At 53.6% G+C, this 25,897-nt stretch carries 24 protein-coding genes; 16 read left to right on the top strand and 8 right to left on the bottom strand.

Translation table 11 applies throughout. The features are described from left to right. Positions 1-73: 73 nt before the first annotated feature. Positions 74-949 carry an oxygenase MpaB family protein gene (locus ACX1CU_RS16225; RefSeq protein WP_459399302.1) on the bottom strand — a complete coding sequence of 292 codons (876 nt, stop codon included), beginning with the start codon at positions 947-949 and terminating at the stop codon, positions 74-76. 18 nt (positions 950-967) lie between these two features. Continuing rightward, positions 968-2,266: an SLC13 family permease gene (locus tag ACX1CU_RS16230; protein ID WP_459399303.1), complete on the bottom strand. Its 1,299-nt coding sequence runs from the start codon at positions 2,264-2,266 to the stop codon at positions 968-970. Between the two features lie 497 nt (positions 2,267-2,763). On the opposite strand from ACX1CU_RS16230, the gene ACX1CU_RS16235 reads away from it, so the two are divergent. From ACX1CU_RS16235 to ACX1CU_RS16245, 3 genes are all read left to right on the top strand, one after another. Next, a complete protein-coding gene (locus ACX1CU_RS16235; RefSeq protein WP_459399304.1) occupies positions 2,764-3,348 on the top strand; it encodes a hypothetical protein in 585 nt (194 codons plus the stop codon). A gap of 234 nt (positions 3,349-3,582) precedes the next feature. Next, entirely contained in the window at positions 3,583-5,073 is a 1,491-nt protein-coding gene (gene amyA / locus ACX1CU_RS16240; RefSeq protein ID WP_459399305.1) for an alpha-amylase, read from the top strand. Positions 5,074-5,326: 253 nt separating this feature from the next. Further along, a complete protein-coding gene (locus tag ACX1CU_RS16245) occupies positions 5,327-6,178 on the top strand; it encodes a PA4780 family RIO1-like protein kinase (protein WP_459399306.1) in 852 nt (283 codons plus the stop codon). A 45-nt stretch (positions 6,179-6,223) separates the two neighbouring features. Here the strand turns inward: ACX1CU_RS16245 and ACX1CU_RS16250 are convergent, their stop codons facing one another. Further along, on the bottom strand, positions 6,224-6,688 hold the full coding sequence (locus tag ACX1CU_RS16250) for a methyltransferase family protein (RefSeq protein ID WP_459399307.1): 465 nt from the start codon (positions 6,686-6,688) through the stop codon (positions 6,224-6,226). Positions 6,689-6,823: 135 nt separating this feature from the next. Here ACX1CU_RS16250 and ACX1CU_RS16255 point away from each other — a divergent pair, with 135 nt between their 5' ends. Beyond that, a complete protein-coding gene (locus tag ACX1CU_RS16255; protein ID WP_459399308.1) occupies positions 6,824-7,651 on the top strand; it encodes an AraC family transcriptional regulator in 828 nt (275 codons plus the stop codon). Here ACX1CU_RS16255 and ACX1CU_RS16260 read toward each other — a convergent pair. From ACX1CU_RS16260 to lsrG, 3 genes are all read right to left on the bottom strand, one after another. Then, the gene (locus tag ACX1CU_RS16260) at positions 7,627-8,220 is read right to left on the bottom strand and encodes a LysE family translocator (protein ID WP_459399309.1); all 594 of its coding nucleotides are present in this window, start codon (positions 8,218-8,220) and stop codon (positions 7,627-7,629) included. The genes ACX1CU_RS16255 and ACX1CU_RS16260 overlap by 25 nt on opposite strands. A gap of 83 nt (positions 8,221-8,303) precedes the next feature. Then, on the bottom strand, positions 8,304-9,209 hold the full coding sequence (locus ACX1CU_RS16265) for an EamA family transporter (protein WP_459399310.1): 906 nt from the start codon (positions 9,207-9,209) through the stop codon (positions 8,304-8,306). A gap of 50 nt (positions 9,210-9,259) precedes the next feature. Further along, on the bottom strand, positions 9,260-9,556 hold the full coding sequence (gene lsrG / locus ACX1CU_RS16270; protein ID WP_459399311.1) for a (4S)-4-hydroxy-5-phosphonooxypentane-2,3-dione isomerase: 297 nt from the start codon (positions 9,554-9,556) through the stop codon (positions 9,260-9,262). A gap of 173 nt (positions 9,557-9,729) precedes the next feature. Here lsrG and lsrK point away from each other — a divergent pair, with 173 nt between their 5' ends. Then, complete coding sequence (gene lsrK, locus ACX1CU_RS16275) at positions 9,730-11,295, top strand: autoinducer-2 kinase (protein ID WP_459399312.1); 1,566 nt, start codon at positions 9,730-9,732, stop codon at positions 11,293-11,295. A gap of 82 nt (positions 11,296-11,377) precedes the next feature. Next, the gene (gene yajD, locus ACX1CU_RS16280; RefSeq protein WP_459399313.1) at positions 11,378-11,719 is read left to right on the top strand and encodes an HNH nuclease YajD; all 342 of its coding nucleotides are present in this window, start codon (positions 11,378-11,380) and stop codon (positions 11,717-11,719) included. Between the two features lie 204 nt (positions 11,720-11,923). Here yajD and ACX1CU_RS16285 read toward each other — a convergent pair whose 3' ends face one another. Further along, positions 11,924-12,841, bottom strand: coding sequence for a LysR substrate-binding domain-containing protein (locus tag ACX1CU_RS16285; protein ID WP_459399314.1), 918 nt, complete (start codon positions 12,839-12,841; stop codon positions 11,924-11,926). Between the two features lie 140 nt (positions 12,842-12,981). On the opposite strand from ACX1CU_RS16285, the gene ACX1CU_RS16290 reads away from it, so the two are divergent. After that, the gene (locus tag ACX1CU_RS16290; protein WP_459399315.1) at positions 12,982-14,136 is read left to right on the top strand and encodes a methionine aminotransferase; all 1,155 of its coding nucleotides are present in this window, start codon (positions 12,982-12,984) and stop codon (positions 14,134-14,136) included. Positions 14,137-14,170: 34 nt separating this feature from the next. Continuing rightward, positions 14,171-14,953: an ABC transporter substrate-binding protein gene (locus ACX1CU_RS16295; protein WP_459399316.1), complete on the top strand. Its 783-nt coding sequence runs from the start codon at positions 14,171-14,173 to the stop codon at positions 14,951-14,953. A gap of 197 nt (positions 14,954-15,150) precedes the next feature. On the opposite strand, the gene ACX1CU_RS16300 is transcribed toward ACX1CU_RS16295, so the two are convergent. Continuing rightward, positions 15,151-15,900, bottom strand: a complete 750-nt coding sequence (locus ACX1CU_RS16300) for a transcriptional regulator domain-containing protein (protein WP_459399317.1) — start codon at positions 15,898-15,900, stop codon at positions 15,151-15,153. A 264-nt stretch (positions 15,901-16,164) separates the two neighbouring features. Between ACX1CU_RS16300 and ACX1CU_RS16305 the strand changes: the two genes are divergently transcribed. The 8 genes from ACX1CU_RS16305 to tssH all read left to right on the top strand — a co-directional run bounded on the left by ACX1CU_RS16305 (position 16,165) and on the right by tssH (position 25,870). Further along, a complete protein-coding gene (locus ACX1CU_RS16305; protein ID WP_459399318.1) occupies positions 16,165-17,142 on the top strand; it encodes a type VI secretion system protein TssA in 978 nt (325 codons plus the stop codon). A 13-nt stretch (positions 17,143-17,155) separates the two neighbouring features. Continuing rightward, positions 17,156-17,710 (top strand): type VI secretion system contractile sheath small subunit, encoded by a 555-nt coding sequence (tssB, locus tag ACX1CU_RS16310; protein ID WP_459399319.1) that lies wholly within the window; start codon positions 17,156-17,158, stop codon positions 17,708-17,710. 8 nt (positions 17,711-17,718) lie between these two features. Continuing rightward, the gene (tssC, locus tag ACX1CU_RS16315) at positions 17,719-19,221 is read left to right on the top strand and encodes a type VI secretion system contractile sheath large subunit (protein ID WP_459402837.1); all 1,503 of its coding nucleotides are present in this window, start codon (positions 17,719-17,721) and stop codon (positions 19,219-19,221) included. Between the two features lie 175 nt (positions 19,222-19,396). Continuing rightward, the gene (locus ACX1CU_RS16320; protein WP_459399320.1) at positions 19,397-19,915 is read left to right on the top strand and encodes an Hcp family type VI secretion system effector; all 519 of its coding nucleotides are present in this window, start codon (positions 19,397-19,399) and stop codon (positions 19,913-19,915) included. A gap of 64 nt (positions 19,916-19,979) precedes the next feature. Further along, positions 19,980-20,423, top strand: a complete 444-nt coding sequence (locus ACX1CU_RS16325; RefSeq protein WP_459399321.1) for a type VI secretion system baseplate subunit TssE — start codon at positions 19,980-19,982, stop codon at positions 20,421-20,423. Between the two features lie 32 nt (positions 20,424-20,455). After that, positions 20,456-22,300 (top strand): type VI secretion system baseplate subunit TssF, encoded by a 1,845-nt coding sequence (tssF, locus tag ACX1CU_RS16330; protein ID WP_459399322.1) that lies wholly within the window; start codon positions 20,456-20,458, stop codon positions 22,298-22,300. Next, complete coding sequence (gene tssG / locus ACX1CU_RS16335) at positions 22,293-23,264, top strand: type VI secretion system baseplate subunit TssG (protein WP_459399323.1); 972 nt, start codon at positions 22,293-22,295, stop codon at positions 23,262-23,264. The genes tssF and tssG overlap by 8 nt, the downstream gene beginning before the upstream one ends. Before the next feature lie 17 nt (positions 23,265-23,281). Next, entirely contained in the window at positions 23,282-25,870 is a 2,589-nt protein-coding gene (gene tssH, locus ACX1CU_RS16340) for a type VI secretion system ATPase TssH (RefSeq protein WP_459399324.1), read from the top strand. Positions 25,871-25,897: the final 27 nt, after the last annotated feature.

Below are 25,897 nucleotides of genomic sequence, written 5' to 3' on the forward strand. Positions count from 1 at the left end.
GCTGTGCACTATACCCAAATATAGCGGTGTGGCACAGATTCTGCTGGCCGAGATGGTTTCAGTGTCACTCGCGTTAACCCGCCGTTTTCGCCATCCGCCGCAACGCCCGCGGGTAAGCGCCATTGCGTACCGCCGATCGCAACACCCGCCCGACACCGCGGATCCCAACGCGTACCAGCCGCCGTTTGAGACTCCCCGGATTGTACCCCAGTTGCTGCTGCGCCCAATCAGGCAGCAGATCGATGCCCGCCTGCATCACCAAAGCACCAAACGGCCGCGCCAGCGCACTGGGAGCCGGTGCCGCCAACAGAATACGTGCCACCTCCAGGGTACGTTCATCACAGACCAGCTGCGGGCGCATCTGTTGCAGATAATCGGCCACCGCGGCGCAGGAAGTGGGAACCTCACGCGCGCCCAAGGCTTCGGCGACGCGGGCGGCTTCGCGGTAATACTCATCCTGTTGAGTGAGGGAAAGATGCGGGTTCCGGTAAAGCAGGTGTGAAGCCAGAAAACGGCTGCTCTCTGCCACATGCACCCAGGTCAGCAAATAGGGATCGCTGGCGGCATAGGGTTCACCATGGCTCCCCGTCCCCTTGACCTGCAAATGGATGGCTTTGACCTTGGCGATCAGACGTTCGGCCTCCGCCGTCGGGCCAAACGTGGTGACAGAGATAAACTGGCTGGTGCGGCGCAGGCGGCCCAGCATATCCTCGCGGAAATTGGAGTGATCCCAGACTCCGGCCAACGCCAGCGGATGCAGCATCTGTAGCAGCAGCGCGCTGACGCCACCGCACAGCATTGAGGTAAAGTCGCTGTGAACCTGCCAGGTGACCGACTGCGGGCCAAACAGCCCTGGATCGCCGGGCGGGTTCTCAAAATCGACTCCGCCGAGTGCCAGCCCGGTCAGGCTGAGCACCTGTTTTTCAATCGCAGCACGTAGCACTTCCATCCCACCGCCCTTCTCTGTTCAGCCCATCCAGCCCAATAATCTGAACCACAGGTAATCCAACGGCACCAACAGCCCAAAGGTCAATGCCGCCAGCAGCAGGCACAGCTTCAATCCTTCACGCGGCGGCACTCTGCCCATGCCCATCGCCACCACAATCGGCGATGCCTGATACGGCAGCAGCGGCGTAGCGTAACCGATCACCTGCGTCATCAGCACCGTGATCAACGGCAGGCCGCTGCCATCCGCCAACACCTGCGCCAATGGGGTAAACAAGGCAGGTACACCGTTGGCCGTCACAACAAAATTCAGCATGGTGGTGATGCCAATCAGTGACGCAAAAGCGACAAATGGCCGATCCGGATTTTGCGGTATCACGCCCAGCAACGCATTCCCTAACCAATCGCCCAGCCCGGAATGGCTCACCAGCGCCGTCAACCCGAGGATACCCGCCACATAAATACAGGTGCGGATGTTGGCCCCGGCAGCAAATTGCTCACCGGTCAGGAAACCAATGCGCGGTAACAAACAGAAACAGGCAGCGGCCAGGCCAATCCAGGCCGGAGCGATACCATGCCAGCGATCGGTGAGCCACAGCAGTACCGTGGCCAACAACAACAGGATTAACCTCCACTCCGCCGCGCTGAGCGCGGTCTGCTCCGGCATTTTCTCCACTTTCTGCGGGGTAGCAGGAAACAGCCAACAGATACACAGCGTCAACAACACGCCCTTTGCTACCCCAAGTATGGGCGCGTGCAGCATCAGGTAGGCAATATAGGTGAAATGAATGCCGAAGGCGCTTTCTGCCGCCCCGCTCATCACCAGATTAGGCACGTTGGCAGGCAAGATGCTGGCAGACAGCTGGAAAGTGCCAAAACCTACCGCCAGTGCCAAACCAAAGCGGCCACGTGTGCCTTCCGCCAGCCCGGCGCGTTCTGCCAACGCCATAATGATCGGCATCAGCAAGGTAATGCGCCCCATATTCGATGGCATGACAAACGCCAGCGCATAGCTGATCGCCACCACGCCGCCCACCAAGCGTAACCAGGAACCGGCCAGATGAGGCAAAATGCGGTTGGCAAACCGGTCGGCCAACCCGGTTGAGCGAATGGCAGTACCCAAAACAAAGCCACTCAGCACCAGCCAAAATGCCGAAGAGGCAAACCCAGAAAACACCACACCGGCGGGTGCCAGTTGTAACAGCATGACTGCGGCAAAAAACAGCAGCGCCACCAGGTATTCCGGCAGACGGGACGTCGCCCACAGCGCGATCACCAGCAGGGTGACCAACGCAGAAACTCCCATCGGGTGCCACATCATGCCCGTTACTCCCTGTTTACGTTGTTCTTTTGTTATCAATAGGTTGTATATTTACACAAGGACAACGGCCGTTCGGTGAAGGCGCTCACAGTTCGACGAGCCATACTGCCTCATATTAAAGTGGTCTGCCGCCATTTTTAGCGCACCCCAAGTGGTTATCGTAAGGAATATTTAGACGCTGAAATCAATCAGACTGGTATTAAACACGTTACCAGGCACCGAGTAATGTTATTTTATAAACCCCATATTGACAGCACTCTATCTTTAATGCCAACGTAACTAAATAGATACGCTCATTCAGAAAAAAGAGAGTCATCTTAGACAGAAATCATTAGTCAGCAATATTACTTAATGGAGAATGCATAGCAGATTAAATCGAAATAATAGGGCAGTTAAAAACCAAATAGTGGAACCGGTGGTATCAAATATTCTGATTGCGCCACTTCCAAAAACTGATAAAGATTAATTAAATTTCATTATAACCATAGGATTTTGTTATGAATGTGAGGTTTTTTTTAAACTCCCTTTTGCTTCTCTCCTTAAGTTACCTTTATTGTGGTGACGTAAGTGCGGTCAGTACAGGTACACTTACGGTAAAATTTGGCCAGACAACGGAGGATTCATATAAGGAAAGTCACCCTAATGCCGTAAGAATAGGTTTTAATAAAGACCTGAATGGTAATGTCTACAGGGAGTCACCTAACGAAAATAAGGATGTACGTAGAGACATCGTTTTTGAAGACCTCGGAAATGTTTATGTCTTGTTTGATCAGAATAAGGATTTAATCGCGTTAGAAATGCAATTTAAAAGTGATTACTTTGGTATTCTCAGTACCACTCTGACTAAAAAATACACTGAAGTCATAAAGAAGAAATCACTTATCGGTAGCAACTATATGGAACTGTACAACGATGGTGTTTCTATTTATCTGGTAACACCGTCTTACTTCTCAAACACCTCGTTATTCTTTGTAAGAACCAAAGAGAAAGAGGAACTGTTAAAAACCATCCCCAATAAAATGCTTGAAAACGAGAGTAAAATTCTGGATTTCATCGTGAAAAAATGTTTTCCTCGGCGATAGCGCCATTGAGCGGGCCAACATACCGCCGCTAAAGTCAGATAACATTACGCGTGGGCCATGATAGATAAAGAGTGCTTTACCTCTGGTGCAAATGCTCTTATCTCGCCCGGCGTAATAACCTGGTGCTGCCAAGTAGCCATGCGCTTATTCCCCTTTGACCTAAATTAGCTCATGCTAAAGCCTGATAGCGGTTTTTAACCGCGCTTATTTTTTGGCTAACTGGGATGCTGGCTCATGACAAAAAAAACCACGCTGCTGCAATTTTTCCATTGGTATTACCCTGGTGGCGGTAAATTGTGGCAAGAGACCGCCGAACGGGCACCCGCTCTGGCCGAGTTGGGCATCACGGATCTCTGGTTGCCACCGGCCTATAAAGGGGCCTCCGGTGGTTATTCTGTGGGTTATGACAGCTACGACCTGTTCGACTTAGGTGAGTTTGAGCAAAAAGGCACCCGCGCCACTAAATATGGTGATAAACAGGCGCTGGTTCATGCCGCCACCGTGCTGCGTGATCAGGGTATACGGGTGATTCACGACGTCGTGTTCAACCACAAAATCGGCGCCGATGAAAAAGAATTAGTGCATGTCTATAAGGTCGATCCCAATAATCGTAACGATATCGCCGACGAAGGCATCGATGCTCTGGCCTATACCCGTTTCACCTTCCCTGGGCGAAAAGGGGCTTACTCTAGTTTTATCTGGGATTACAAATGCTTCAGCGGTGTCGATTACATCGAACAACCGCAAGAAAAAGGCGTATTCAAGATCGCCAATGACTATGGCGATACCGGCTGGAACGATCAGGTTGACGGCGAGAAAGGCAATTTTGATTACCTGATGGGAGCCAACGTAGAGCTGCGCAACACCTCCGTCGCCGAGGAACTGAAATACTGGGCACGCTGGCTGATGGAAACGCTGCCCTGCGACGGGTTCCGTTTGGATGCCGCCAAACATATCCCGGCCTGGTTCTTTAAGGAGTGGGTCGATCACGTGCGCAGCGTGGCACAGCGCGATCTGTTTATCGTGGCGGAGTACTGGTCACACGATCTGGCGACGCTGCAACAGTATTTGGAACTGATAGATGGTAAAGTCATGCTGTTCGATGTGGCGCTGCACCTGAAATTCCATCTGGCATCGAAACAGAGCGATCGGTTCGATATGAGGCAGATCTTCACCGATACGCTTACCGCCGCCGATCCGACCCATGCGGTGACAATGGTCGCCAATCACGATACTCAGCCGTTGCAGGCGCTGGAAACACCGGTCGAACCCTGGTTCAAACCGCTGGCCTATGCCCTGATCCTGCTGCGTGAACAAGGCGTTCCCTGCGTGTTTTATCCGGATTTGTACGGTGCCAGTTATACTGACAAAGGTGATGATGGCGATGATTATCATATCCAGCTCCCCGTCATCCCAGAGTTGGAGAAGCTGATCCAGGCGCGCCAGCGTTTTGCCAACGGCGCGCAGATCGACTATTTTGACGATAAAAACTGCATCGCCTTCAGCCGCAGTGGCACTGCCGAAGCCCCGGGCTGCGTGGTGATACTGACTAACGGGGTAGCAAGCAGCAAAACCATCGCCTTGGGCGAAAATTTTGCGCATAAATCCTGGCGTGACTTCCTCGGTAACCGTCAGGACGATATCATGACCGACGAACAGGGTAACGCAGCCTTCCCGGTCAACGGTGGCAGCGTCAGCCTGTGGGTATTGGCAGAATCAATGTAAACTCTGGCCGGTGTGGCAGCATTTGATATCATACCGGCGGTAAACTCACTTTTGCCTTTCTGGTCTATACCCAAAATAATTCGAGTTGCTTGTAGGCGGCAAGCACTGGAGACCCCAGGAGCATAGGCCACTATGTGACTGGGGCGACAGAGCGCGGCCAACACCCAAGCAACTTGAAGTATAAAGGGTATAAATACGGTATCAGCATAAGCAAAACCATTCACACCAGAGCCTAAATAGGGTACAAGGCTGCATGAAAATTCCAAAACGACTCCAGCCATTGGTAGATGATGGTTTAATCGACGATGTCATCCGCCGTTTGAAAAGTGGCAAAGAAGCCGACGTATTTATCGTGCGTTGCGGTGAAGAGATCCGCTGCGCCAAAGTGTATAAAGAAGCCGAAAAACGTAACTTCAAGCAGGCCGTGCACTACCAGGAAGGCCGCAAGGTACGCAACAGCCGCGATGCACGCGCCATGAACAAAGGCTCAAAATTCGGCCGTCAGCAGCAGGAAGAAGCCTGGCAGAACACCGAAGTGGATGCGTTGTACCTGCTGGCTAAAGCCGGCGTGCGCGTGCCACAGCCGGACATCTGTCTGGATGGCGTGCTGCTGATGGAGCTGATCACCGACGACGAAGGCCTGGTGGCTCCGCGTCTGAGCGACGTGACCTTAACGCCTGAACAGGCGCTCAACGATCACGCGCTGATGATGAACTATGCGGTGCGCATGCTGTGCGCTGGCTTGGTGCACGGCGATCTTTCCGAGTTCAACGTGCTGATGGATAAAAACGGGCCGGTGATTATCGATCTGCCGCAGGTGGTGGACGCGGCTGCCAACAATCATGCCAAAAGCATGTTCGAGCGCGATATCAACAATATGACTCAGTATTACGGCCAATATGCGCCGGAACTGCTGGGCAGCAAGTACGCTAAAGAGATTTGGGCGCTTTATCAGGAAGGGAATCTGACGCCGGAAACCGAACTGACCGGTAAGTTTATCGAAAGCGACAAACGCGCCGATGTCGGCTCGGTACTGGACGAAATCCAGGCCGCCAGCGATGAACATCAGCGCCAGTTGCTGGCGCGTAACGAAAACGAAGAGTAATCCATTCCCCCGGCAAACCGCCGGGGAGTTTCTGCCTGAGCAGCGTCACAGCCAGCGCCGCACCCGCTGGCAAAACGCCGCATAGTCAGCCCCGAAACGCGTACTGAGAAACGCTTCCTCACGCGGAACCTGCACCTTGTGCAGATAGATGAAGAACAGTAACCACCACAGCCAAACGCCGATGCTTCCCAATAGCACAGCCCAAGCGGCCAACAGCAGTAACTGCCCCAGATAGATCGGATTGCGGCTAAAGCGGAAAATACCGCTGACCAGCAGTGCATTAACCTGCTGCGGATTTTCTGGATGCAGCGTGGTTCCTGCACGGAAAAAATGCAGGCAAGCGCTGAACGTGATGGCTACAGAGGCCAGCAACAGCACCGTGGCTACCAACAGGGTGGGAAGATGCCACTGCCAGCCCTCAACAGACAGGCTACGCGTGCCCAACATGCTCGCAGCGCAGGCCACCAGCACCACCGGCGGCAGAGTCAGCCAGTGAGTCCATTTTTTCATTGTGTCGCATTCCCTATATCCAGTGAATTTGAAGAGGCTTACAGAATACGCCTCAAAGATTAACATGATCATTCCCCTGCCCTGGCACTTTAGGCTATAACAGTTCACACCTCTCCAGCAGCCAAGGAAAACTGCATGGCCGATCACTCCCCGCAATTCTGGCGTGACGCACGCTTGCCATTTGTTGAAGCGCGTGCCATCGCCGATGGCCGTAAAGTTTGTTATGCAATGCACAGCCATGAGTTTTTCTCTATCGGCGCTATTACCGCTGGCACCAGTAGCTACCTCAATGGTGAACAGCGTCTGGAGGTAAAAACCGGTGACGTGGTGATCATCAACCCACAGCAAGCACATGGCTGTAACCCGATTGGCGATCGGCGCTGGGCCTATATCATGTTTTATATTGATACCGATTGGCTCGCCAGTTTACAGCAGGAAAATGCGCGCGATACGCAACAAGGGTTTACCCCATTGACTGCCATTGCCAGCCAGGATCCGATCTTATTCAACGGCCTAAATCACCTTTATGCCTTGCTGATCGATCCGCTGCGCAGCCACTTGGAAAAACAGATCGCGTTGGTGGATTACTTCAGCGAACTGCCGCTGCGCCTAGGAAGCGCACCAGCCTCGGCGCTAGAGATCAACCCCAAGTTGGAAACGGCCGCCGCATTTATCCGCAGCCACTGCACCCAATCGCTGACGCTGGAGGCGATCTGTCAGGCATCAACCTTGTCGCCCTCCTACCTGATCCGCGCGTTCAAGAAGCGCTATGGCATGACGCCGCACGCCTATCTGGTCAATCAGCGCATCCAGTATGGCCACCGGCTGTTGAAACGCGGCTTCCCCATCGCCGCAGCCGCCAGCGAAAGCGGCTTTGCCGATCAGGCGCACTTTCAGCGCACCTTCAAACAACTGCTGGCGGCCACACCCGGCCAGTATCAAACCCCTTCGGCCAATAAGTAGCAGGCGCTGGCCGCCAACAGCAGCGCCATCAAACGGTTGAAACGCTGCACGTTGCGCGCACTTTGCAGCAGGCCGCTGAGCATCGCACCGGTATAGGCCCAACAGGCCACCGAAACGTAGCAAATCACGCAGTAGATCGCCGCAAACTGCCACAGCAACTGCATCTCACCGTCACCGACAAACGCCCCCATGCTGGCCATCGAAGCCAACCAGGCCTTCGGATTCAGCCATTGCAACAACGCACCATGCCAATAAGAAGGGGCTTTTTGCCGATCGCCCCGCCCCAGTTGCCCGTCGTCAGCCGCAAGCTGATAGGCCATATAAAACAGAAAACCCACGCCAGCCCAGAGGATCAGCCGCGTCAGCCCCGGCCATAGCGCCAATAGCTCATGCAAACCGAGGCCGATCAACACCAGCAGCAAGGTAAAACCCAATGTCGATCCGGTAACGTGGCGCAGGCTGGCGTTAAAACCAAACTGCGCCCCGCTGCTGAGCGCCACGATATTCACCGGGCCGGGAGTAATGGAAGAGGCCAGAGCAAAAGCGGCCATAGAAAGATAAAGCGTCATATTCAGCACCTGTAAAAAATTCACAGGTGCCAGCGTGCCGCTTCGCAGCGAGAGAGTATTGAACGGAATTGCCCTGCTGCCGATTATTTTCTGGCAGCCACTCGCCAACGCGGCAAGCCGAAGGTATTCACCGCCATTCCCATCAATACCAGCAGTGCTCCGCCAATTTGCAGGGAAGACAGCGCCTCCCCCATCAGCAGCCAGGCGCTGGCCAACCCCACCAAAGGCACTAACAGCGCCAGCGGTGCCACACGCCAGGTTTCGTAACGCGCCAACAGACTGCCCCAGATGGAATAACCCAACAGGGTGGCAGCAAACGACAAATAGACGATCACCGCTACGCTGCTCATTTGCAGATGCAGCAAACTGTTAAGTACCTGTTGGCGATCGTCAAACAGCGCACTGCAAACCAAGAACGGCACGATCGGGATCAGCGCACTCCACACCACCAGCGGTAAGATCCCCTGTTGTGGAAATATCGCCATGATTTTTTTGTTGGTGAGGTTACCGATGGCCCATGAAAAGGCCGCACCGAGTGTCAACAATAATCCGGCCAAAGGCACCGCAGACGCCCCCTGATTGCGCAGGCTGGCCTGTGCCAGCAACAGCATCCCCAAGGTGGCAACTACCATTCCGATAACCTGATGCACACGCAGCCGTTCGGCAAAAACCAGCATCCCCAACAGTAACGTGAAGAAAACCTGCGCTTGTAGCACCAGCGAGGCCAACCCCGCAGGCATTCCCACCTTGATGGCGCAAAACAGAAAGGCAAATTGCCCAAAACTCATGGTCAGGCCGTAGAGTACCAGCCATTTCCATGGCAGTTTAGGCTTGGGCACAAAGAATATCGCGGGAAACGCCACCAGTAAGAAACGCAAACCGGCCAACAAAAACGGCGGCATCCCCTGCAAACCGTATTTGATAATGACAAAATTCATCCCCCAGATAATCACTACCAGCAACGCCAACAACCGATCGCGCAATGTCATCCTTGCCTCACACCTTAAAGATCGTAGCGTATTGTTGTGTTTTTCTTGGCTTAAGTCACCGGCATTATGCCAATAAAGGTGGTTTTCTTACGTGGGCTGGTCATCAAGGCCTCCAGCTTTTCCACGCACAGCAGGTAATGTGGCGTTTGCTTGTGCGCGGCTACCGCCTGTTCATCCTTATAGGCTTCGTAGATATAAAACCGCGTCGGCACCTGTTCATCGCGTAGTACGTCAAAGCGCAGGTTACCCGGCTCGTTGATAGCACCAAGATGATTGGCGCGGAACACCTCAAGAAACTCGTCAACCTTGTCCTGCTTAACGTTAATCTCCACCAACGTAACGTGCATAACTGCTCCTTTTTTCAACCTTGCCGATAAACCAACCCTAGGGCGGATTTACACCCGTTGCCTCTCTCTGGCGGCAATTTTGCAGCACAGCTCACAGATCGTTGCCACGCAGCCACCGCATCCCTGAGGAGCGGCATCTATAGTTAAGATCTGAACCCCTGAGAGTGTGAACTATGCAGAACTATTTGATGGCACTGGACGCAGGAACAGGCAGCATTCGCGCGGTGATTTTTGATCTGGCGGGCAACCAGATCGCGCACGGCCAGGCGGAATGGCAACACCTGGCGGTAGAGGGGGTTCCCGGTTCTATGGAGTTCGATCTTGCCCATAACTGGCAACTGGTTTGCCAATGTATCCGTCAGGCATTGCAACGCGCCAATGCCAGCGCACAACAGATCCGCGCCATCGCCTGCTGTTCGATGCGCGAGGGGATTGTGCTGTATGACCGCCAAGGCACGCCCATCTGGGCCTGCGCTAACGTCGACGCCCGCGCCAGCCGTGAAGTCAGCGAACTGAAAGAGCTGCATAACTTCACCTTCGAGCAAGAGGTTTATCACTACTCCGGCCAGACGCTGGCGCTTAGCGCCATGCCGCGCCTGCTGTGGCTGGCCCATCACCGGCCAGATATTTATCGCCAGGCCGCCACCGTGACGATGATCAGTGACTGGCTGGCTAATATGCTCAGCGGCGAACTGGCGGTCGATCCTTCCAACGCGGGCACTACAGGCATGCTGGATCTGGTCAGCCGCAATTGGCGGCCGGAACTGCTGGACATGGCAGGTCTGCGTGCCGACCTGCTCTCACCGGTGAAGGAAACCGGTATGCTACTGGGCCAAGTGACCGCCAAGACGGCGCAGCAAACCGGCCTGCTGTGCGGAACACCGGTGGTGATGGGCGGTGGCGACGTGCAGCTTGGCTGCCTGGGTTTGGGCATCGTCCACGCCGGGCAGACGGCGGTGCTGGGCGGTACGTTCTGGCAGCAGATCGTCAACCTGCCGCAGCCGATCACCGATCCAGACATGAACATCCGCATCAACCCGCACGTGATCCCCGGTATGGTGCAGGCAGAATCCATCAGCTTCTTTACCGGGCTGACCATGCGCTGGTTCCGTGACGCCTTCTGTGCCGAAGAAAAACTGCTGGCGGAACGGCTCGGCGTGGATGCCTACAGCCTGCTAGAAGAGATGGCCGCACGCGTGCCAGCGGGGGCCTATGGCGTAATGCCGATCTTCTCTGACGCGATGCATTTTAAAACCTGGTATCACGCCGCACCGTCGTTTATCAATATGTCGATCGACCCGGAACGCTGCAATAAACAGACGCTGTTTCGTGCGCTAGAGGAGAATGCCGCGATCGTTTCCGCCTGTAATCTGGCGCAAATCGCCGCATTTTCTGGCGTGCAGCCACGCTCATTGGTGTTCGCCGGTGGGGGCTCGAATGGGAAACTGTGGTGCCAGATCCTCAGCGACGTCACCGGCCTGCCGCTACAAGTACCGGTGGTAAAAGAAGCCACCGCGCTGGGTTGCGCCATTGCCGCAGGTGTCGGTGCCGGCCTGTACGAATCGCTGGCAGAAACCGGCGAGCGGTTGGTGCGCTGGGAGCGTGAATATCAGCCCAATAGCGCCAACCACGAGCTTTATCGCCAGCAAACCCTGACCTGGCAAGAGGTGTATGCCGATCAGCTCACGCTGGTCGATCACGGTTTAACCACCTCGCTGTGGAAAGCGCCAGGGTTATAAAGGTGCGTAGCGGCCCACGCTCGGCAATCCGACGGTTTGTGATAATATTAACCGTAACTTTGTTCTCAACAGCAGGCATCACATGGCATACATTCCAAAAAACTACGCGAAGCTGGAAGTGGGTTATCGCGAAAAAGCGTTGAAGATTTTCCCGTGGGTATGCGGGCGTTGTTCGCGGGAGTTTGTTTATTCCAACCTGCGTGAACTGACGGTTCACCATATCGATCATGACCACAGCAACAACCCGGAAGATGGCAGCAACTGGGAGATGTTATGCCTGTATTGCCACGATCACGAACACTCCAAATACACCGAAGCCGATCAGTACGGCACAACGGTTATCGCTGGCGAAGACGCGCAGAAAGACGTTGGCCTAGCAACACATAACCCGTTCGCCAATCTGAAAGCAATGATGAAGAAGTAGCGGCTGATAGGCTTCTTTACCCTGTCAGAGCAAAAGTGCTACGGGGCGTAATGCCGGTCGGTTAAGGCTAACCAGTTCCCTCTCTCTCGGGGTTAGGGGGGATGAACACCGCACTACCAGCCCCTTACCCCGGGCCTCTCCCACGGGGGCGACTCTTTTAGCCATTGTGCATGATTATGCCCTTTTGCGCTTAACTGACCGGCATTAGGCTACAGGGCGGTATTTTTCCAATCTGGCGCGGCTGGCCTGCGCCTCTTGCCCAAGCCAATCCACCAGTTCGGTCAATGCGGCGGGTATTACCGCGCGTTCAGGATAAACCAGATAGTAGGCCGCGCCGCTGAGCACGCTAAGCGGGAACGGTGTGACAATGCGGTTGGCCTGAATGTCCTCTTCCAGCAGGCTGAGATCGCCAATCGCAATGCCAAACCCTTGCAACGCCGCGCTCGTCGCCAGATCGAGCGTATCAAAATGCTGTGCTTTGGCGGAAGGCAACGCTTCATGCCCGGCCGCTTTCAGCCACAGCAGCCAATCGCGGCGATCGCGCGTTGGGTGCAGCAGGGTTTTCTGCACCAGATCGGCGGGCACCGGCGGCCGATCCAGCGCGGGCAGATAAGTAGGTGTGCAAACCGGGGTCAGGATTTCGTCAAACAGATGCTGCACCACCAGCCGTTTTCTCTGCGGTTCACCGAACACCACGGCGGCATCAAAATGCTCGGTGCCGAAATCCACGCCGTGCGATACCGATGCGGTCAGTTCGATATGCATCTCCGGCCGCTCATTCTGTAGGCGGATAATGCGCGGCAGCACCCAGCGCATCGCGCAGGTCGGGCATTTAATCCGCAGCGTCCCCGGTTGCGCTCCAACACGCACCAATGCCTCACCCAGTTGTTCCAACGCCTGTTGCACCGGCGTCAGCAACAACGCACCCTGCGCGGTCAACACCAGCCCACGCGCTCTGCGGCTAAACAGCGGATAGCCCAATTGCTGCTCCAGGCCAAGGATCTGACGGCTGACCGCGCCCTGCGTCAGATGCAGCGCCTGCGCAGCATGGGTGAAATTGAGGCGCTGCGCCACCACCACAAACGTTTTCAGCACGTCCAGCGACGGCAGCGATGTCTGCATACATTAACCTCTTTATTAACGCAAAACCTCTGCTCAGGCATGAGCAAAACGCATGGCTGGCATGATGAACTTTCTCTTGTTCGCCGATCCTAACTCATGCTTAATCATTCCACACTTCATTCTTTTGCCCGGAGCCCATCATGCAGAGCGCCTGCTCTCAACGCTCGAAACTGCCAGACGTCGGCACCACCATTTTCACCGTGATTGGCCAACTGAGTGCCGAACACCAGGCCCTGAATCTGTCCCAGGGCGCACCGAATTTTGCCTGCGATCCGCTACTGGTGGAAGGCGTTGCCCAAGCCATGCGCGCAGGTCATAACCAATACGCACCGATGAGCGGTGTCGCCGCGTTGCGTCATGCTCTGGCAGAAAAGGTTGAACGCCTGTACGGCGCGCGTTACGACGCTGACGACGAAATCACCGTGATTGCCAGCGCCAGCGAAGGGCTGTATTCCGCCATCAGTGCGCTGGTGCATCCTGGCGACGAAGTGATTTATTTTGAACCGGCCTTCGACAGCTACGCGCCGATCGTCCGCCTGCAGGACGCGACACCGGTCGCCATCAAGCTTTCGCTGCAAGATTTGCAGATCGATTGGGACGAAGTCGCCGCGGCGATCAACAGCAAAACGCGCATGATCATCGTCAACAGCCCGCATAACCCCACCGGCAGCGTGTTCGGCGAACATGATATCGAACGCCTGACCGCGCTGACGCGTAACACCGACATCGTCATTCTGTCTGATGAGGTCTACGAGCACGTGGTGTTCGACGGCGGTATCCACCACAGCATGGCGCGCCACCCGGCCTTGGCGGCACGCAGCGTGATCGTTTCCTCGTTCGGTAAAACCTACCACGTCACCGGCTGGCGCGTGGGTTATTGCATGGCACCGGCGGCGCTGATGGATGAGATCCGTAAAGTGCACCAGTTTATGGTGTTCTCTGCCGATACCCCGATGCAGTATGCCTTTGCCGCTGCGTTGAATCACCCGCAAAGCTATCTGGGGCTGGCAGATTTCTACCAGCAGAAGCGCGATTTACTGGCCAACGCCTTGCAGAATTCGCGCTTTGAATTACTGCCAAGCTATGGCAGTTTCTTTATGCTGGCTCGCTTTAGCGGCTTTTGCAGCGAAAGTGACAATGACTTTGCGGTGCGTTTGATCCGTGAAGCCAAGGTGGCCACCATCCCGCTGTCGGCGTTTTACAGCGATGGCACCAATACCGGCATTATCCGGCTGAGTTTCTCGAAAGATAATGACACCCTGCTGGAAGGCGCACGCCGCCTGTGCCAGGTGTAATCCATTGATTTTTGACCATGGGAAAAAGGCATTGATGAAAAAAACATTGAACACGCTGATCGCTGCGGGCTGCCTGTTGGCAGCTGGATCCACCTTTGCGGCAGAAAACAGCCTGCGTTTTGGTATTGAAGCGCTGTATCCACCGTTCGAATCCAAATCCGCCAGCGGCCAGTTGGAAGGGTTTGATATCGATCTGGGCAACGCCGTGTGTACCGCCGCAAAACTGAAGTGCAGCTGGGTAGAAACCTCGTTCGACAGCCTGATCCCGGCGTTGCAGGCGCGTAAGTTCGAAGCGATCAACTCAGCGATGAACATTACCGATCAGCGCCGCCAGGCGATTGCCTTTACCGATTCGATTTATCAGGTGCCTAACCGGTTGATCGCCAAAGCCGACAGCGGCCTGCTACCGGATGCCAAATCACTGGCTGGTAAGCGCGTCGGGGTTTTACAAGGCTCGATTCAGGAAAACTATGCCAATGCGCACTGGGCTCCGCAGGGCGTTGACGTGGTGTCTTACCAAGACCAGAACCAGGTGTATCTTGATCTGACCTCTGGCCGCCTGGATGCCACGCTGATCATGGCTCCTGCCGGGCAGAGCGGTTTCCTGGCGCACCCGGACGGCAAAGGCTTTGCCTTTGTCGGCAATGCGGTGCAGGACGACAAAATCCTGGGCGAAGGGATCGCTTTCGGCTTACGTAAAGACGATGCTGCGCTGCTGAAACAGCTGAACGAAGCCATCGCCAAAGTGAAGCAACAAGGGACCATTACCGAGCTGTCGAAGAAGTATTTTGGTGATATTGATGTGACGGTGAAGTAGACATTTACGCCTGAACGGAACGGTGCGAAACCTCGTCGCCCCCCTTGCGGGGGCTGATGAGGTGTCGACGGTTAAAGCAAGAGGGGTAATATGGAGCACTGACAAAAAAACGGGGTTCAACGTTGCCGAATCCCCCCAATGCAACAATCAATGTACAAATTACAAGAGGCCATCCTTAGCCCATAGGGTATGACAGACTAGATATAATCAAGATAGCCGTTGTTAATCAGATTATTTGCTTTTTTCAACCGATAGCGAATGTTGGCGCGGAGCCAACTATCTGATGACCATTCATTTTTCACCACTTCCTCACCAAATATTTCTGAAGCGATATCTTTATGTGTAAGCCCTTGTTTTATATCATCAATAAACTTCAGAAAAACCAGGTAACTTTTTTCTTTTTCATCGAAATCATCGGATTCATCGATTTCGCCTCGGTTATTAATAATGCTCTTTATAATATCAATATTCTTGTTTATCATATCCGTTTGCAAACTCAACGGAATGTACAAAAATAAACTCGCGTTATCATTTAGCACGGTATTACTGTCAGTAAAAAACTGAAAGTAACCGTTGTCATTGAATATTTTTATACAGAGTGTGCCATCCAGCAGTCTGAGTTTACGTTGATGTACCCCTGGTTTACTGGCAATGTGGCCCCAGGTAAAATCACCACAGGTGCTGAGTGCTAACCGAATAGATCGCTTGCTCAAGCGGATAGACCAAAAAACATCTATCGGATCCGGATTCTCAGGATCTACATACTTCATTAAACCCCATTTTTTCTCAGCAATCAGGTCTAAAGCACTTTGAGCTCTTATTGTATCGTCAAATATTTCATTTTCATCAGCACGCTCTCCTTCCATAGCTAATTTCCAATCACTGATATATCGAGGATTTCTTCTCAAGCATTCCCAAGCAAAATCAGTATATACTTTTTCTTCCATGGTGACATCCTTTGATTTGAAATATCCACTGCAAGCAAAGCATAGTAATGATTTTATGTTTTTCTATTAGAAGGGTGAAAAAATAAAATCTAAATTTTGTCCCTACACATAATCCCATCACACGCTACCCTAACTATACCTATTTAAACCCCTCACAATAGAAGTGTTAATGTCTGAATCTCAATTTGGCACATAGGGAATATTCTTAGATTACTTGCAAGACAACAACAATTAGCGCATGGCAATAAAAGGAGTGGTGGAAATATGGATAATACATTTACCCCCAATTTATTCGGTGTTGAATTCGACCCATTATACAGCGAAATAGAGGCGACTCTTGCACAACAGGAAGAGTCTTCCGATCCGCTGTCCATGCCGAATGAACCCCCAAAAATCAACTGGCCGCTGGTTGCAGAACAATCAGGAAAGCTGCTTGAGCAGTGCTACGATTTACGGGTCGCGCTGTGGCTAATCAGAGCAGATATGCATCAGGAAGGTGTATATGCGTTATTTCGTGGCTTGGTCAGTCTGGATGAACAGATTGCCAGAAATCAGGACACCATCTATCCCATTTCGGAGGAGAACCCAGCAAATAGTGGGCATGCTGCCGCACTAGGTTGGCTATCGACTGCACAATGTATTGCAGAGTTGAAATCTGCGCATTTAACAACAGAACATCCTTATAGTGTACAAGAGTTATTCAATACAGAATCTATCACCGATGAATCAAACAGTACTCAATTGGCATTATCCACACAATTAATGACAGTTAATAGTTACTTTCAACAAAACGGCCGCCCCGATTTGTTAGAGCAATTCATTACCGTAGCGGAAACAGTAAAAAGAATTGAAGATTATGCCAACCAGTATTCCGAAGGTTACCAATTAGATTGTGATCAACTTCATATTTTTCTAGCCAAATGCATTACGTTCCTTTCACAGTCAGCTTCCAATGTAAATAGTACTGATATCAATCATATGGCAATTTCTTTTGACTCACCGTCAAAAACAACGCTTAACGCTGACAAGACAAATATACGCTCGCGTCAAGAGATCATACTTATGCTCGATCGCATTTTAGAGTATTTCAAACATTACGAACCCAGCCATCCCGCTCCGATATTTATACGCCGTACCAAGCAGATGATTGGCATGGATTTTATTTCTATCGTAGAAGACCTGCTTCCTGATTCTGTGATGACGTTACAACAGTTTACCGGAAAATCATCCCCAGTGATTTAATGAGGACATCGAGATGGCCAAAGATTCAAGTTCACAAAAATTTATTGGCAGAAATAACGCCCCTCGGGTGCAAATAGAGTATGACGTCGAAATTTATGGCTCTAATAAAAAAGTAGAGCTGCCATTTGTTACCGGTGTGATGGCCGATCTTTCGGGCCACCGTGATAAACCGCTTGCCGCTATTGAAGAGCGTAAATTTCTGACGTTTGACCAAGATAACTTTGACGCCCGCATGCGCGCCATCAAACCACGGCTCAAATTCTATGTGGATAACACACTGAGCGACGATGAAGAACTGTTGGATATCGAACTTGAATTCGAATCGATGGATGACTTTTCGCCGGGTGCCGTTGCTCGCCATATCCCTCAAATGGAAAAGCTGCTTGAAGCTCGAACGCACTTGGCTGAACTGATTACCTATATGGACGGCAAGGCCAGCGCGGAAGAAGTGGTTAAGCGACTGCTTGAACAACCCGATTTCTTACAGCGCCTGGCTGTTGATGCCCAAAGTACCGTGACGAGCCTCAGCAAGGACTTGGATAACGAAGCCACTGAGGGGGATGAATAGTGGAAAATATGCAACAAGCACCTGCCGATAGCTTACCGGACGTTGAGGTAGCCTTTGTTGACAATGAGTTGGACGAAATCCTTAAACGTTCATTCCGCCCGCGTACCGACGAGGCTTCTTTTGCGGTGCGCAGAGCAATAGGTACGCTTGCCGCCTACGCCAACAAAGGCAAAGTCAAGGTCAGCCGGGATGTCGTTCTGACCATCGAATCCTTGGTTGCCGAGATCGATGAAAAACTCTCCGAGCAGATGAACCATATTCTGCATCATAAAGAGTTTCAGAAACTCGAGTCCGCCTGGCGTGGCTTAAGCTACCTGGTGGATAACACCGACGCCAACGAAACGCTGAAAATCCGCGTGCTCAATATCAGCAAGGATGAACTGGCGAAAACGCTAAGGCGCTATCGGGGTTCTGCCTGGGATCAAAGCCCGATCTTCAAGCAAATCTATGAACATGAATATGGCCAGTTTGGTGGCGAACCCTTTGGTTGCATGATCGGCGACTATGAGTTCGACCACAGCCCACAAAGCGTCGCCCTGTTAACGGAACTGGCCAAAGTCGCGGCCGCCGCGCACTGCCCTTTTATCGCTTCCGCCTCTCCCACCATCATGCAGATGAACAATTGGCAGGAACTGGGCAACCCTCGCGATATTGGCAAAATTTTTACCACGCCAGAATATGCGCCCTGGCGCCGGTTGCGTGAAAGCAATGACTCCCGTTATCTGGTGCTGACGTTGCCACGTTTCCTTTCACGTTTGCCTTATGGCTCCAAAACGTTGCCAATCGATGATTTTGCCTTTGAAGAAGTGGTCAGCCCCTACGCCATTGAAGATTTTACCTGGGCCAACGCGGCCTATGCCATGGGGGTCAATATCAACCGCGCTTTCAATGAATACGGCTGGTGTTCGAGGATCCGTGGCATCGAATCCGGCGGTTCGGTCGAGGAACTGCCTGCCTATGCTTTCCCGTCTGACGAAGGTGGGTACGAACTGACCTGCCCGACTGAATTAGCGATTTCCGATCGCCGTGAAAATGAGTTGTCCAACGCCGGTTTCTTACCGCTGGTCTACAGAAAACACTCTGATTTTGCTGCATTTATCGGCTCATGCACGCTGCATGCGCCCGCCGAGTATGAAGATCCTGATGCGACAGCAAACGCCAAGCTTTCCGCACGTTTACCTTACATTTTCGCCACCTGCCGTTTCGCTCATTACCTCAAATGTATCGTCCGCGACAAGATCGGTTCGTTCCGTTCCCGCGATGACATGCAGATTTGGTTGAACGACTGGTTGATGAACTACGTTGACGGCGATCCAACCATTTCCACCGAAGCCACCAAGGCCAAGAGGCCGTTAGCTGCCGCAGAAGTCCATGTTGAAGAAGTGGAAGACGATCCGGGCTTTTACCGGGCTCACTTCTACCTGCGCCCGCATTACCAATTAGAAGGCATGACAGTGTCTCTGCGGTTGGTCTCAAAACTTCCATCCAGTAAGGAAGGCAAAGAAAAGTAGCGGCTAAAACCAAACCGGGCTCCTAAAAACGTGGTTGATGAGCCTAGAACTGAACATGGCATGCAGACGGGAATACCCCCAATCCGTTAAGGAGGTGAAGTTTTATTTAAATTAATCAATGCATTAATAAGAAATACCCATCCAACCTTAATGACATTAATTCAGGAGTGAAACAATGGCAGCGTTAGTGGATTACTTTCTAAAAATTGAAGGGGTCGACGGGGAATCTCCCGATCAGAACTATGCCGGCTGGATCCAATTGCAAGCCTGGCAATGGTCAGAAGAGAACGCGGGTCGCTGGGGTTTTGGCAGCGGTGGTGGCTCCGGCAAAGTCGAGATGAAAGATTTCGAATTCCGCATGGTCAGCAACAAAGCCTCACCAAAACTGTTCCTGATGTGCGCCACCGGCGAACACGTTCCACAGGCCAAACTGGTCTGCCGTAAGTCAGGAAGCGGTCAGCAGGACTTCCTGACCGTCACCTTCAGCAACTGTCTGGTTTCTGCTTTCAAAACCGTCGGCAACCTGCCGCTGGGCGTGGGAGAAAAACTCGATACCGATACGGTCCTGCCAACCGATGTGATCAGTCTGAACTTTGCACGCATTGAAATTGAATACAAAGAACAGAAGAACGACGGTTCGATGGGCGCGGTGATCAAGTCAGGTTACGACCTGAAACTGAACTCCCGAATTTAGCGATACTCACCAGGCTGCTCTAGAGTCTAGGGCAGTCTTTCCACTGTGCTTGGGAAGGCTAAACATGACCATTTCGACCCCGATACTTTTCGACAAACTGAGCCTGCGCCATGAGCATGTTCGCCTGCCGCACTGGCGCGAAGTGCTGTTGCGGGATATCGAGTTTTTGCTGAATGACTCGGCTCACAGCGCCGCGTTGAAACTGGGGCCTCATCCTCATTGTGAAACCTCCGTCATCAATTACGGCCTGCCTTCCTTAAGCCAGCAAGTTCCGATGAATACCGATCTGATGGAGCTCGCACGTCATATACAACGCATTATTGCCACGTTTGAATCCCGTCTTGATCCCCGTTCGATCAAGGTGGTTCCGCTGATAGACAAAGACCACACCTGGGTATTGGCCATTCTGTTTGATATTCACGCCAAGTGTAATTTGCCCGGTGAAGAGCAACTGATGAACCTACGCATCGCTCTCGACTACTCCTATGGAATGGTACGCGTTCTCTGAACAACACAGACCGATAAAAGGAACAGGCCGTCATGCTCAGCGAACGTTTTCTCGCTTTATACAACGAAGAGTTGCGCTATCTGCGTGAGGATGGGCAACGCTTCGCACAAATGCATCCTCAGGTCGCACAGCACCTTGGGCTGCACGTTGATGGCGTGCTCGACCCTTTCGTAGAGCGCCTGCTGGAAGGCACTGCTTTTCTCAGTTCCCGCATTCAGGAGCGTCTAAATAATGAAAATCCAGAATTCGCCCTGCAAATGTTGGGACGCCTGGCCCCCTTGTGGTACACCCCGTTACCGTCCATCGCAACCATTGCGATGACGCCCGACCTCACCTCTCCTCAGTGGCATTCGCACGTTACGCTGCCCAAAGGAAGCCGGGTTACGTTAAGCGATAACTCGCTTAACCAGCGACGCGCCAATTTTTCTACCGGCCGTGATCTGAAAATTCAACCGATCACCATTGAACATGCCAACTGTAGCAACACTCCCCCTGCGCATTTGCCCCATGCCGTGGCCAACCAGCTAAGCGATGGGCAGGCACATCTGGCGCTTCGCCTCACGACTCAGGGCGTCGTCTCTTTGTCCGAATTGGATCTCGCTCCGCTGAACCTGACGCTGGCGGGCGATATTGTGCATTCGAATCAGGTGATCACCACGCTGCTCAATAACACCCTGCGCATTGTCGTCTGGGCAAAAACAGAAGATCGTCCGCTGATAAAAGTGCTCGATAAAGCGCAACTGCGCCAAGGGGGGTTAAACGAGGACGAAGCCTTGCTGCCCACCAATATCAGTGAGCTACCGGGCAGCCGCCTGTTGCGCGAGTATTTTGCTGCGCCTTCGCGCTTTTTCAGCCTTGAGTTACACGGGCTGAATGACTTTTTAAAGCAGGGTGAACGGGTACATGCTTTCGAAATCCTGTTCGTCTTAAACCAGCGGCCACTCCATTTGATCGATCGGGTCAACCCACAGGATTTCCGGCTGTTTGCTACCCCGATCATCAATCTCTATAAACGTCGCTGTAGCCCGGTGCTTGTTAACCATGAACATATTGAATACCCGATCATTGTCGATCAACTCAATCCGCGCCTGTATGAAATTCACCACGTACTAAGCGTCAACGGGCTGCTGACCGATGGCGGCACTATGCCTTTTTCGCCCCTCTACGGCCATGGACGCTTTGAAGACGATGACAACCTGGGCGGTTACAGCATCCGGCGGCGGCGCGAATTCAGAGAAAAAAACCATCAGAAAGCGTCACCGATGCCACATGACAGCCTGTTTATCTCCCTGTCTCCCGGCAACACCGGTTTTGATATCGACCGCGTAAAATCGCTGTCGATCGAAACCATGGTCTGTGAACGTCATTTGATCCCGAGTCAATTACAGCATTCACAGTTCCAACTGGATATCGCCCTGCCGATTGGCCCTATCGAAATGCTGCGTTCGCCTTCCCGGCCGCAAGGCGTCCCCGATCTGGCCCAAGCCTGGCGCGCGCTACAGCTGATTGCCAATAATCCGCTACGTTATGCACTGCCGGAAGTCAAAGACTGTTCTTCGCTGCTAAAAGACTGGCTGTCACTGTTTTGCCAATTCGGTGAGGCCAGCCAACATAAACGCATTACCAGCCTCAACCATGCCAGCATCAGTCACAACTTCGAGCGTTACACCCTCCCCGGCCCGATTGCCTGGGGGCGCGGAGTAAAAGCCACTCTCGATCTCAACAGCCACCACCACAGCGATAAGGGCGTTCTGCTGTTCGCCAGGATCCTGCATCACGCGCTCTCCGAATATTGTGAACTGGGGCAGACCCTGCGGATGCACGTCAACGTTGACGGCGAAACCTTCGCACAATGGGAGCCCATCAGCCATGTCTAGTACACCGGCATTGATCGTTGGCCTCTCCGCCAGTCAGGATTTCTTCGAACTGCTGCGCCGCATTGAGCGGGCAACACCACAAGAGCCGCGGCTGGGGACGTCGGGCGCGCGTAGTCATCGGCAACTGAGGATCGTCCAGCCCGCAGATATGGCCTTCGCGCCCCGCGAGGTGGCCGATGTCAGGCAACGGCCAAGTAACAATGGCAACGGGCCACTGGTGACGATCTCTTGCCGCCATTTCGGGCTGTTCGCCCCCTATGGGCCGTTGCCTATTCATGTGACGGAACACGCGCGTAATGAATCCTTGGCCAAGCGAAATCAGGCTTTTCAGGATTTTGCCAGCATCCTCAGCCAACGGATGGCGATCCTGCATTACCGCTCATGGGCGCAGCTAAACGTTGCGGTAGGGCACGATCGCTCCGCAGCTAACCCGTTCCTGCACCATATACGTCAAATCGCCGGTGTCACCTCTAAACAGGCGCTGACACCGCACGTCGCGCGCGTTCGCACGCTGTTTCCAGGTGCTTATCTGCCGGGGCGCGGCTCACTGCAGAAACTGCAGGAAATCCTGACGCATTACTTTTCCGTATCCATCCGCCTCGAACCCCACAAGGGATTGTGGATCGACGATGCTCTCAACACTGAAAACCAACGGATGGGAAAGCTGGGCGCAACGCGGATGGGTCGGCGTTTTTTCGATGTTCAGCACAGCCTGGTCGTCAACATTGGCCCGGTCTCTGAGCCCGACTATCTCAATTACCAACGTGGCAGCGAGCGCCTGCAAACCCTGGTGCACCTGTGCCATGACTTCGTGCGGCACCGAATGGTACTGGATGTGAATTTGCTGATCCAGACCACCCCCGAGATGGCCTGCCGTCTCGGTAAAGGCAACCTTAGCCGTCACTGCTGGTTAAAACCAGGTTCGGCTTTACGTATCCAATCCCTTTATAGAACGGCGACTTAACTTCAGGAGCGATAACGATGTACCAGCGTGAACGTCTTTTTAACCAGCTCGGCGCTTTCGCCTATCAAACCTTCGTTGAGGCAACCCGGCTGTGCCGCAGCTACCGACACGAATACGTCGAGCTTGAGCATTGGCTGAAAGTCTTGGTGGACCAACAGAAAGGGGATGTCCCTGCTCTCCTTACTCATTACGGGCTTAATCAGGCGGCCATCGCTGCACGGCTGGACAACATCATTCAGCACATGCCCAACAGCAATACGGCGGTGCAGGATCTTTCCTCACGGTTGGAGTCTGCCGTGGAGTCCGGTTTGCTGATGAGCAAAGTAATGGGGAGCCAGCGCTCGATCCGTACTGCGCATATCCTGCTCGGGCTGCTGCAAGATACACAGCATCAACGCTGGCTTTATCGCCTGTGCGATGAATTTAAAAAATTGCCCATTCCGCAAATTGCGCAGGAATATGAAGGCCTGCTGCGTGATTCGATAGAACACGAAGATGCGCTGCAAGACGATGTCATGCAGGCCGCCTCCCCCCTCGGCAAGCAGACAGCAGAAGGCCGCGCGGCACTGGATAAATGGTGTGTCGATCTCACGAAACAGGCGGTAGCCGGTGAGATCGATCCCGTCATTGGTCGCGAGACCGAATTACGCCAGATGATCGATATCCTGTCACGCCGCCGCCAGAACAACCCCATTCTGGTGGGGGAAGCGGGGGTAGGGAAAACCGCCGTGGTTGAAGCACTGGCCAGAAAACTTGCCAGTGGCGATGTGCCGCCGCTGCTGCGTGAAGCCCGGCTGCTTTCGCTCGATCTCGGCCGCATGCAGGCAGGAGCCAGTATGCGCGGCGAATTTGAGTCGCGCCTGAAAGCGTTGATCGATGGCATCAGCCAGTGTGATACGCCCATCATCCTGTTCTGTGACGAAGCCCATACGCTGGTGGGGGCCGGAGGACAGGCGGGAACCGGTGATGCAGTCAATCTGCTGAAACCGATGCTGGCCAGAGGGGCGCTGCGCATGATCGCCGCCACCACGTGGTCGGAATATAAACAGTTTATTGAGCCGGACTCGGCGCTCACCCGCCGTTTCCAGCGGGTGCTGATTAGCGAACCGAATGAGCCTACTGCGGTGGATATGCTACGCGCCATCGCTCCCCATTTTGCCAAGCATCACCATGTGACTATCCGCGACAGCGCCATTCTGGCGGCGGTGCGTCTGTCATTGCGTAACCTGCCTTCACGCCAATTACCGGACAAAGCCATCAGCCTGCTGGATACCGCCTGCGCCCGCGTGGCGCTAAGCCAACATGCCCAACCCCAGGCCATCGAGCAGTTGGCTGCCCGGCTTGGCGTACTACAGACAGAGCGTCTCTACCTGCAAAGAGAGCATCAATTGGGTGCCGCCGTTGATGAACGGTTAGCGGAAGTTGAAGAGACGATCCCACGGCTGGAGGATGAGTTGGCAGTGCTACGCCAACGCAATCAGCACGAACAGGAATTGGTTAAAGCCTTATTGCCGGACGAGAGCTCGGGCTGCGTGATTACCGAGCATGCTCGTTGGCCAGAACTGGTGGAATTACAGCAGGATACCCCGCTGGTTTACCCGTGGGTTGATGAACAGACCATCGCCGAAGTTCTGTCTGACTGGACAGGGATCCCCAGCGGCAAAATGTTACAAGACGACATTGAATGCGTGCTGAATCTTGAACAACACCTGGGGAGCTGTATTTTCGGGCAAGAAAACGCCATCAAGGAGATCGCTCAGGCCATCCGCATTGCGCGAGCCGGGATTCAGTCGCAGGAACGGCCTTTGGGGATCTTCCTGCTGGCGGGGCCGACGGGCACCGGCAAAACGGAAACCGCCAACGTGCTGGCAGATATGCTGTATGGCGGAGCCCACAATCTCATCACTTTCAACATGAGCGAATTCCAGGAAGCACACACCCTGTCAACGCTGAAAGGTGCCCCTCCCGGCTACGTCGGCTATGGCAAAGGCGGCAAGCTGACGGAAGCCGTGCGACGCAAGCCTTACTCGGTGATCCTGCTGGACGAGTTTGACAAAGCCCACCCCGATATCCATGACGCCTTTTATCAGGTGTTCGACAAAGGCTGGATGGAAGATTCGGAAGGCCGCATCGTCAGCTTCCGGCAGTGTTTCATTCTACTGACCTGCAATCAGGGGGCGGAGGAAATTGAGCAGGCCTGCCTGGCCGACAGCGCCATCAAGCTTTCAGCCCTGAAACCCATCCTTTACGACGCACTATTGCCCCGCTTTGCTCCGGCCCTGCTGGCGCGGGTCAATATCATCCCTTATCTGCCGCTACAGCAAAGCGCTCTGGCGCAGATCGCCACCCATTATCTCACGCGCCTGCAACAGCGCCTGGCGAAAGAGCTTGATGCCACGCTGTTAACCGAGGGCGATATTCCTGCGTGGATCGCCGAACGGATCTCAAGCCATCCGAACCGGGGCCGCGCCGTCGAAGAGTTGCTGCGCCAAACGGTATTGCCCGCGATCGGCAACGAAGTATTACGACGACAGCATGAGGCCAGCCCACTGAAAGAAATCAGGCTGATGATCGAAGACGCCAACCTGAGTCTGGAATTTTCCTGATCGCGACTCATGGCCATCACGTAAACA

The sequence above is a fragment of the Serratia sp. D1N4 genome (genome assembly GCF_054552755.1).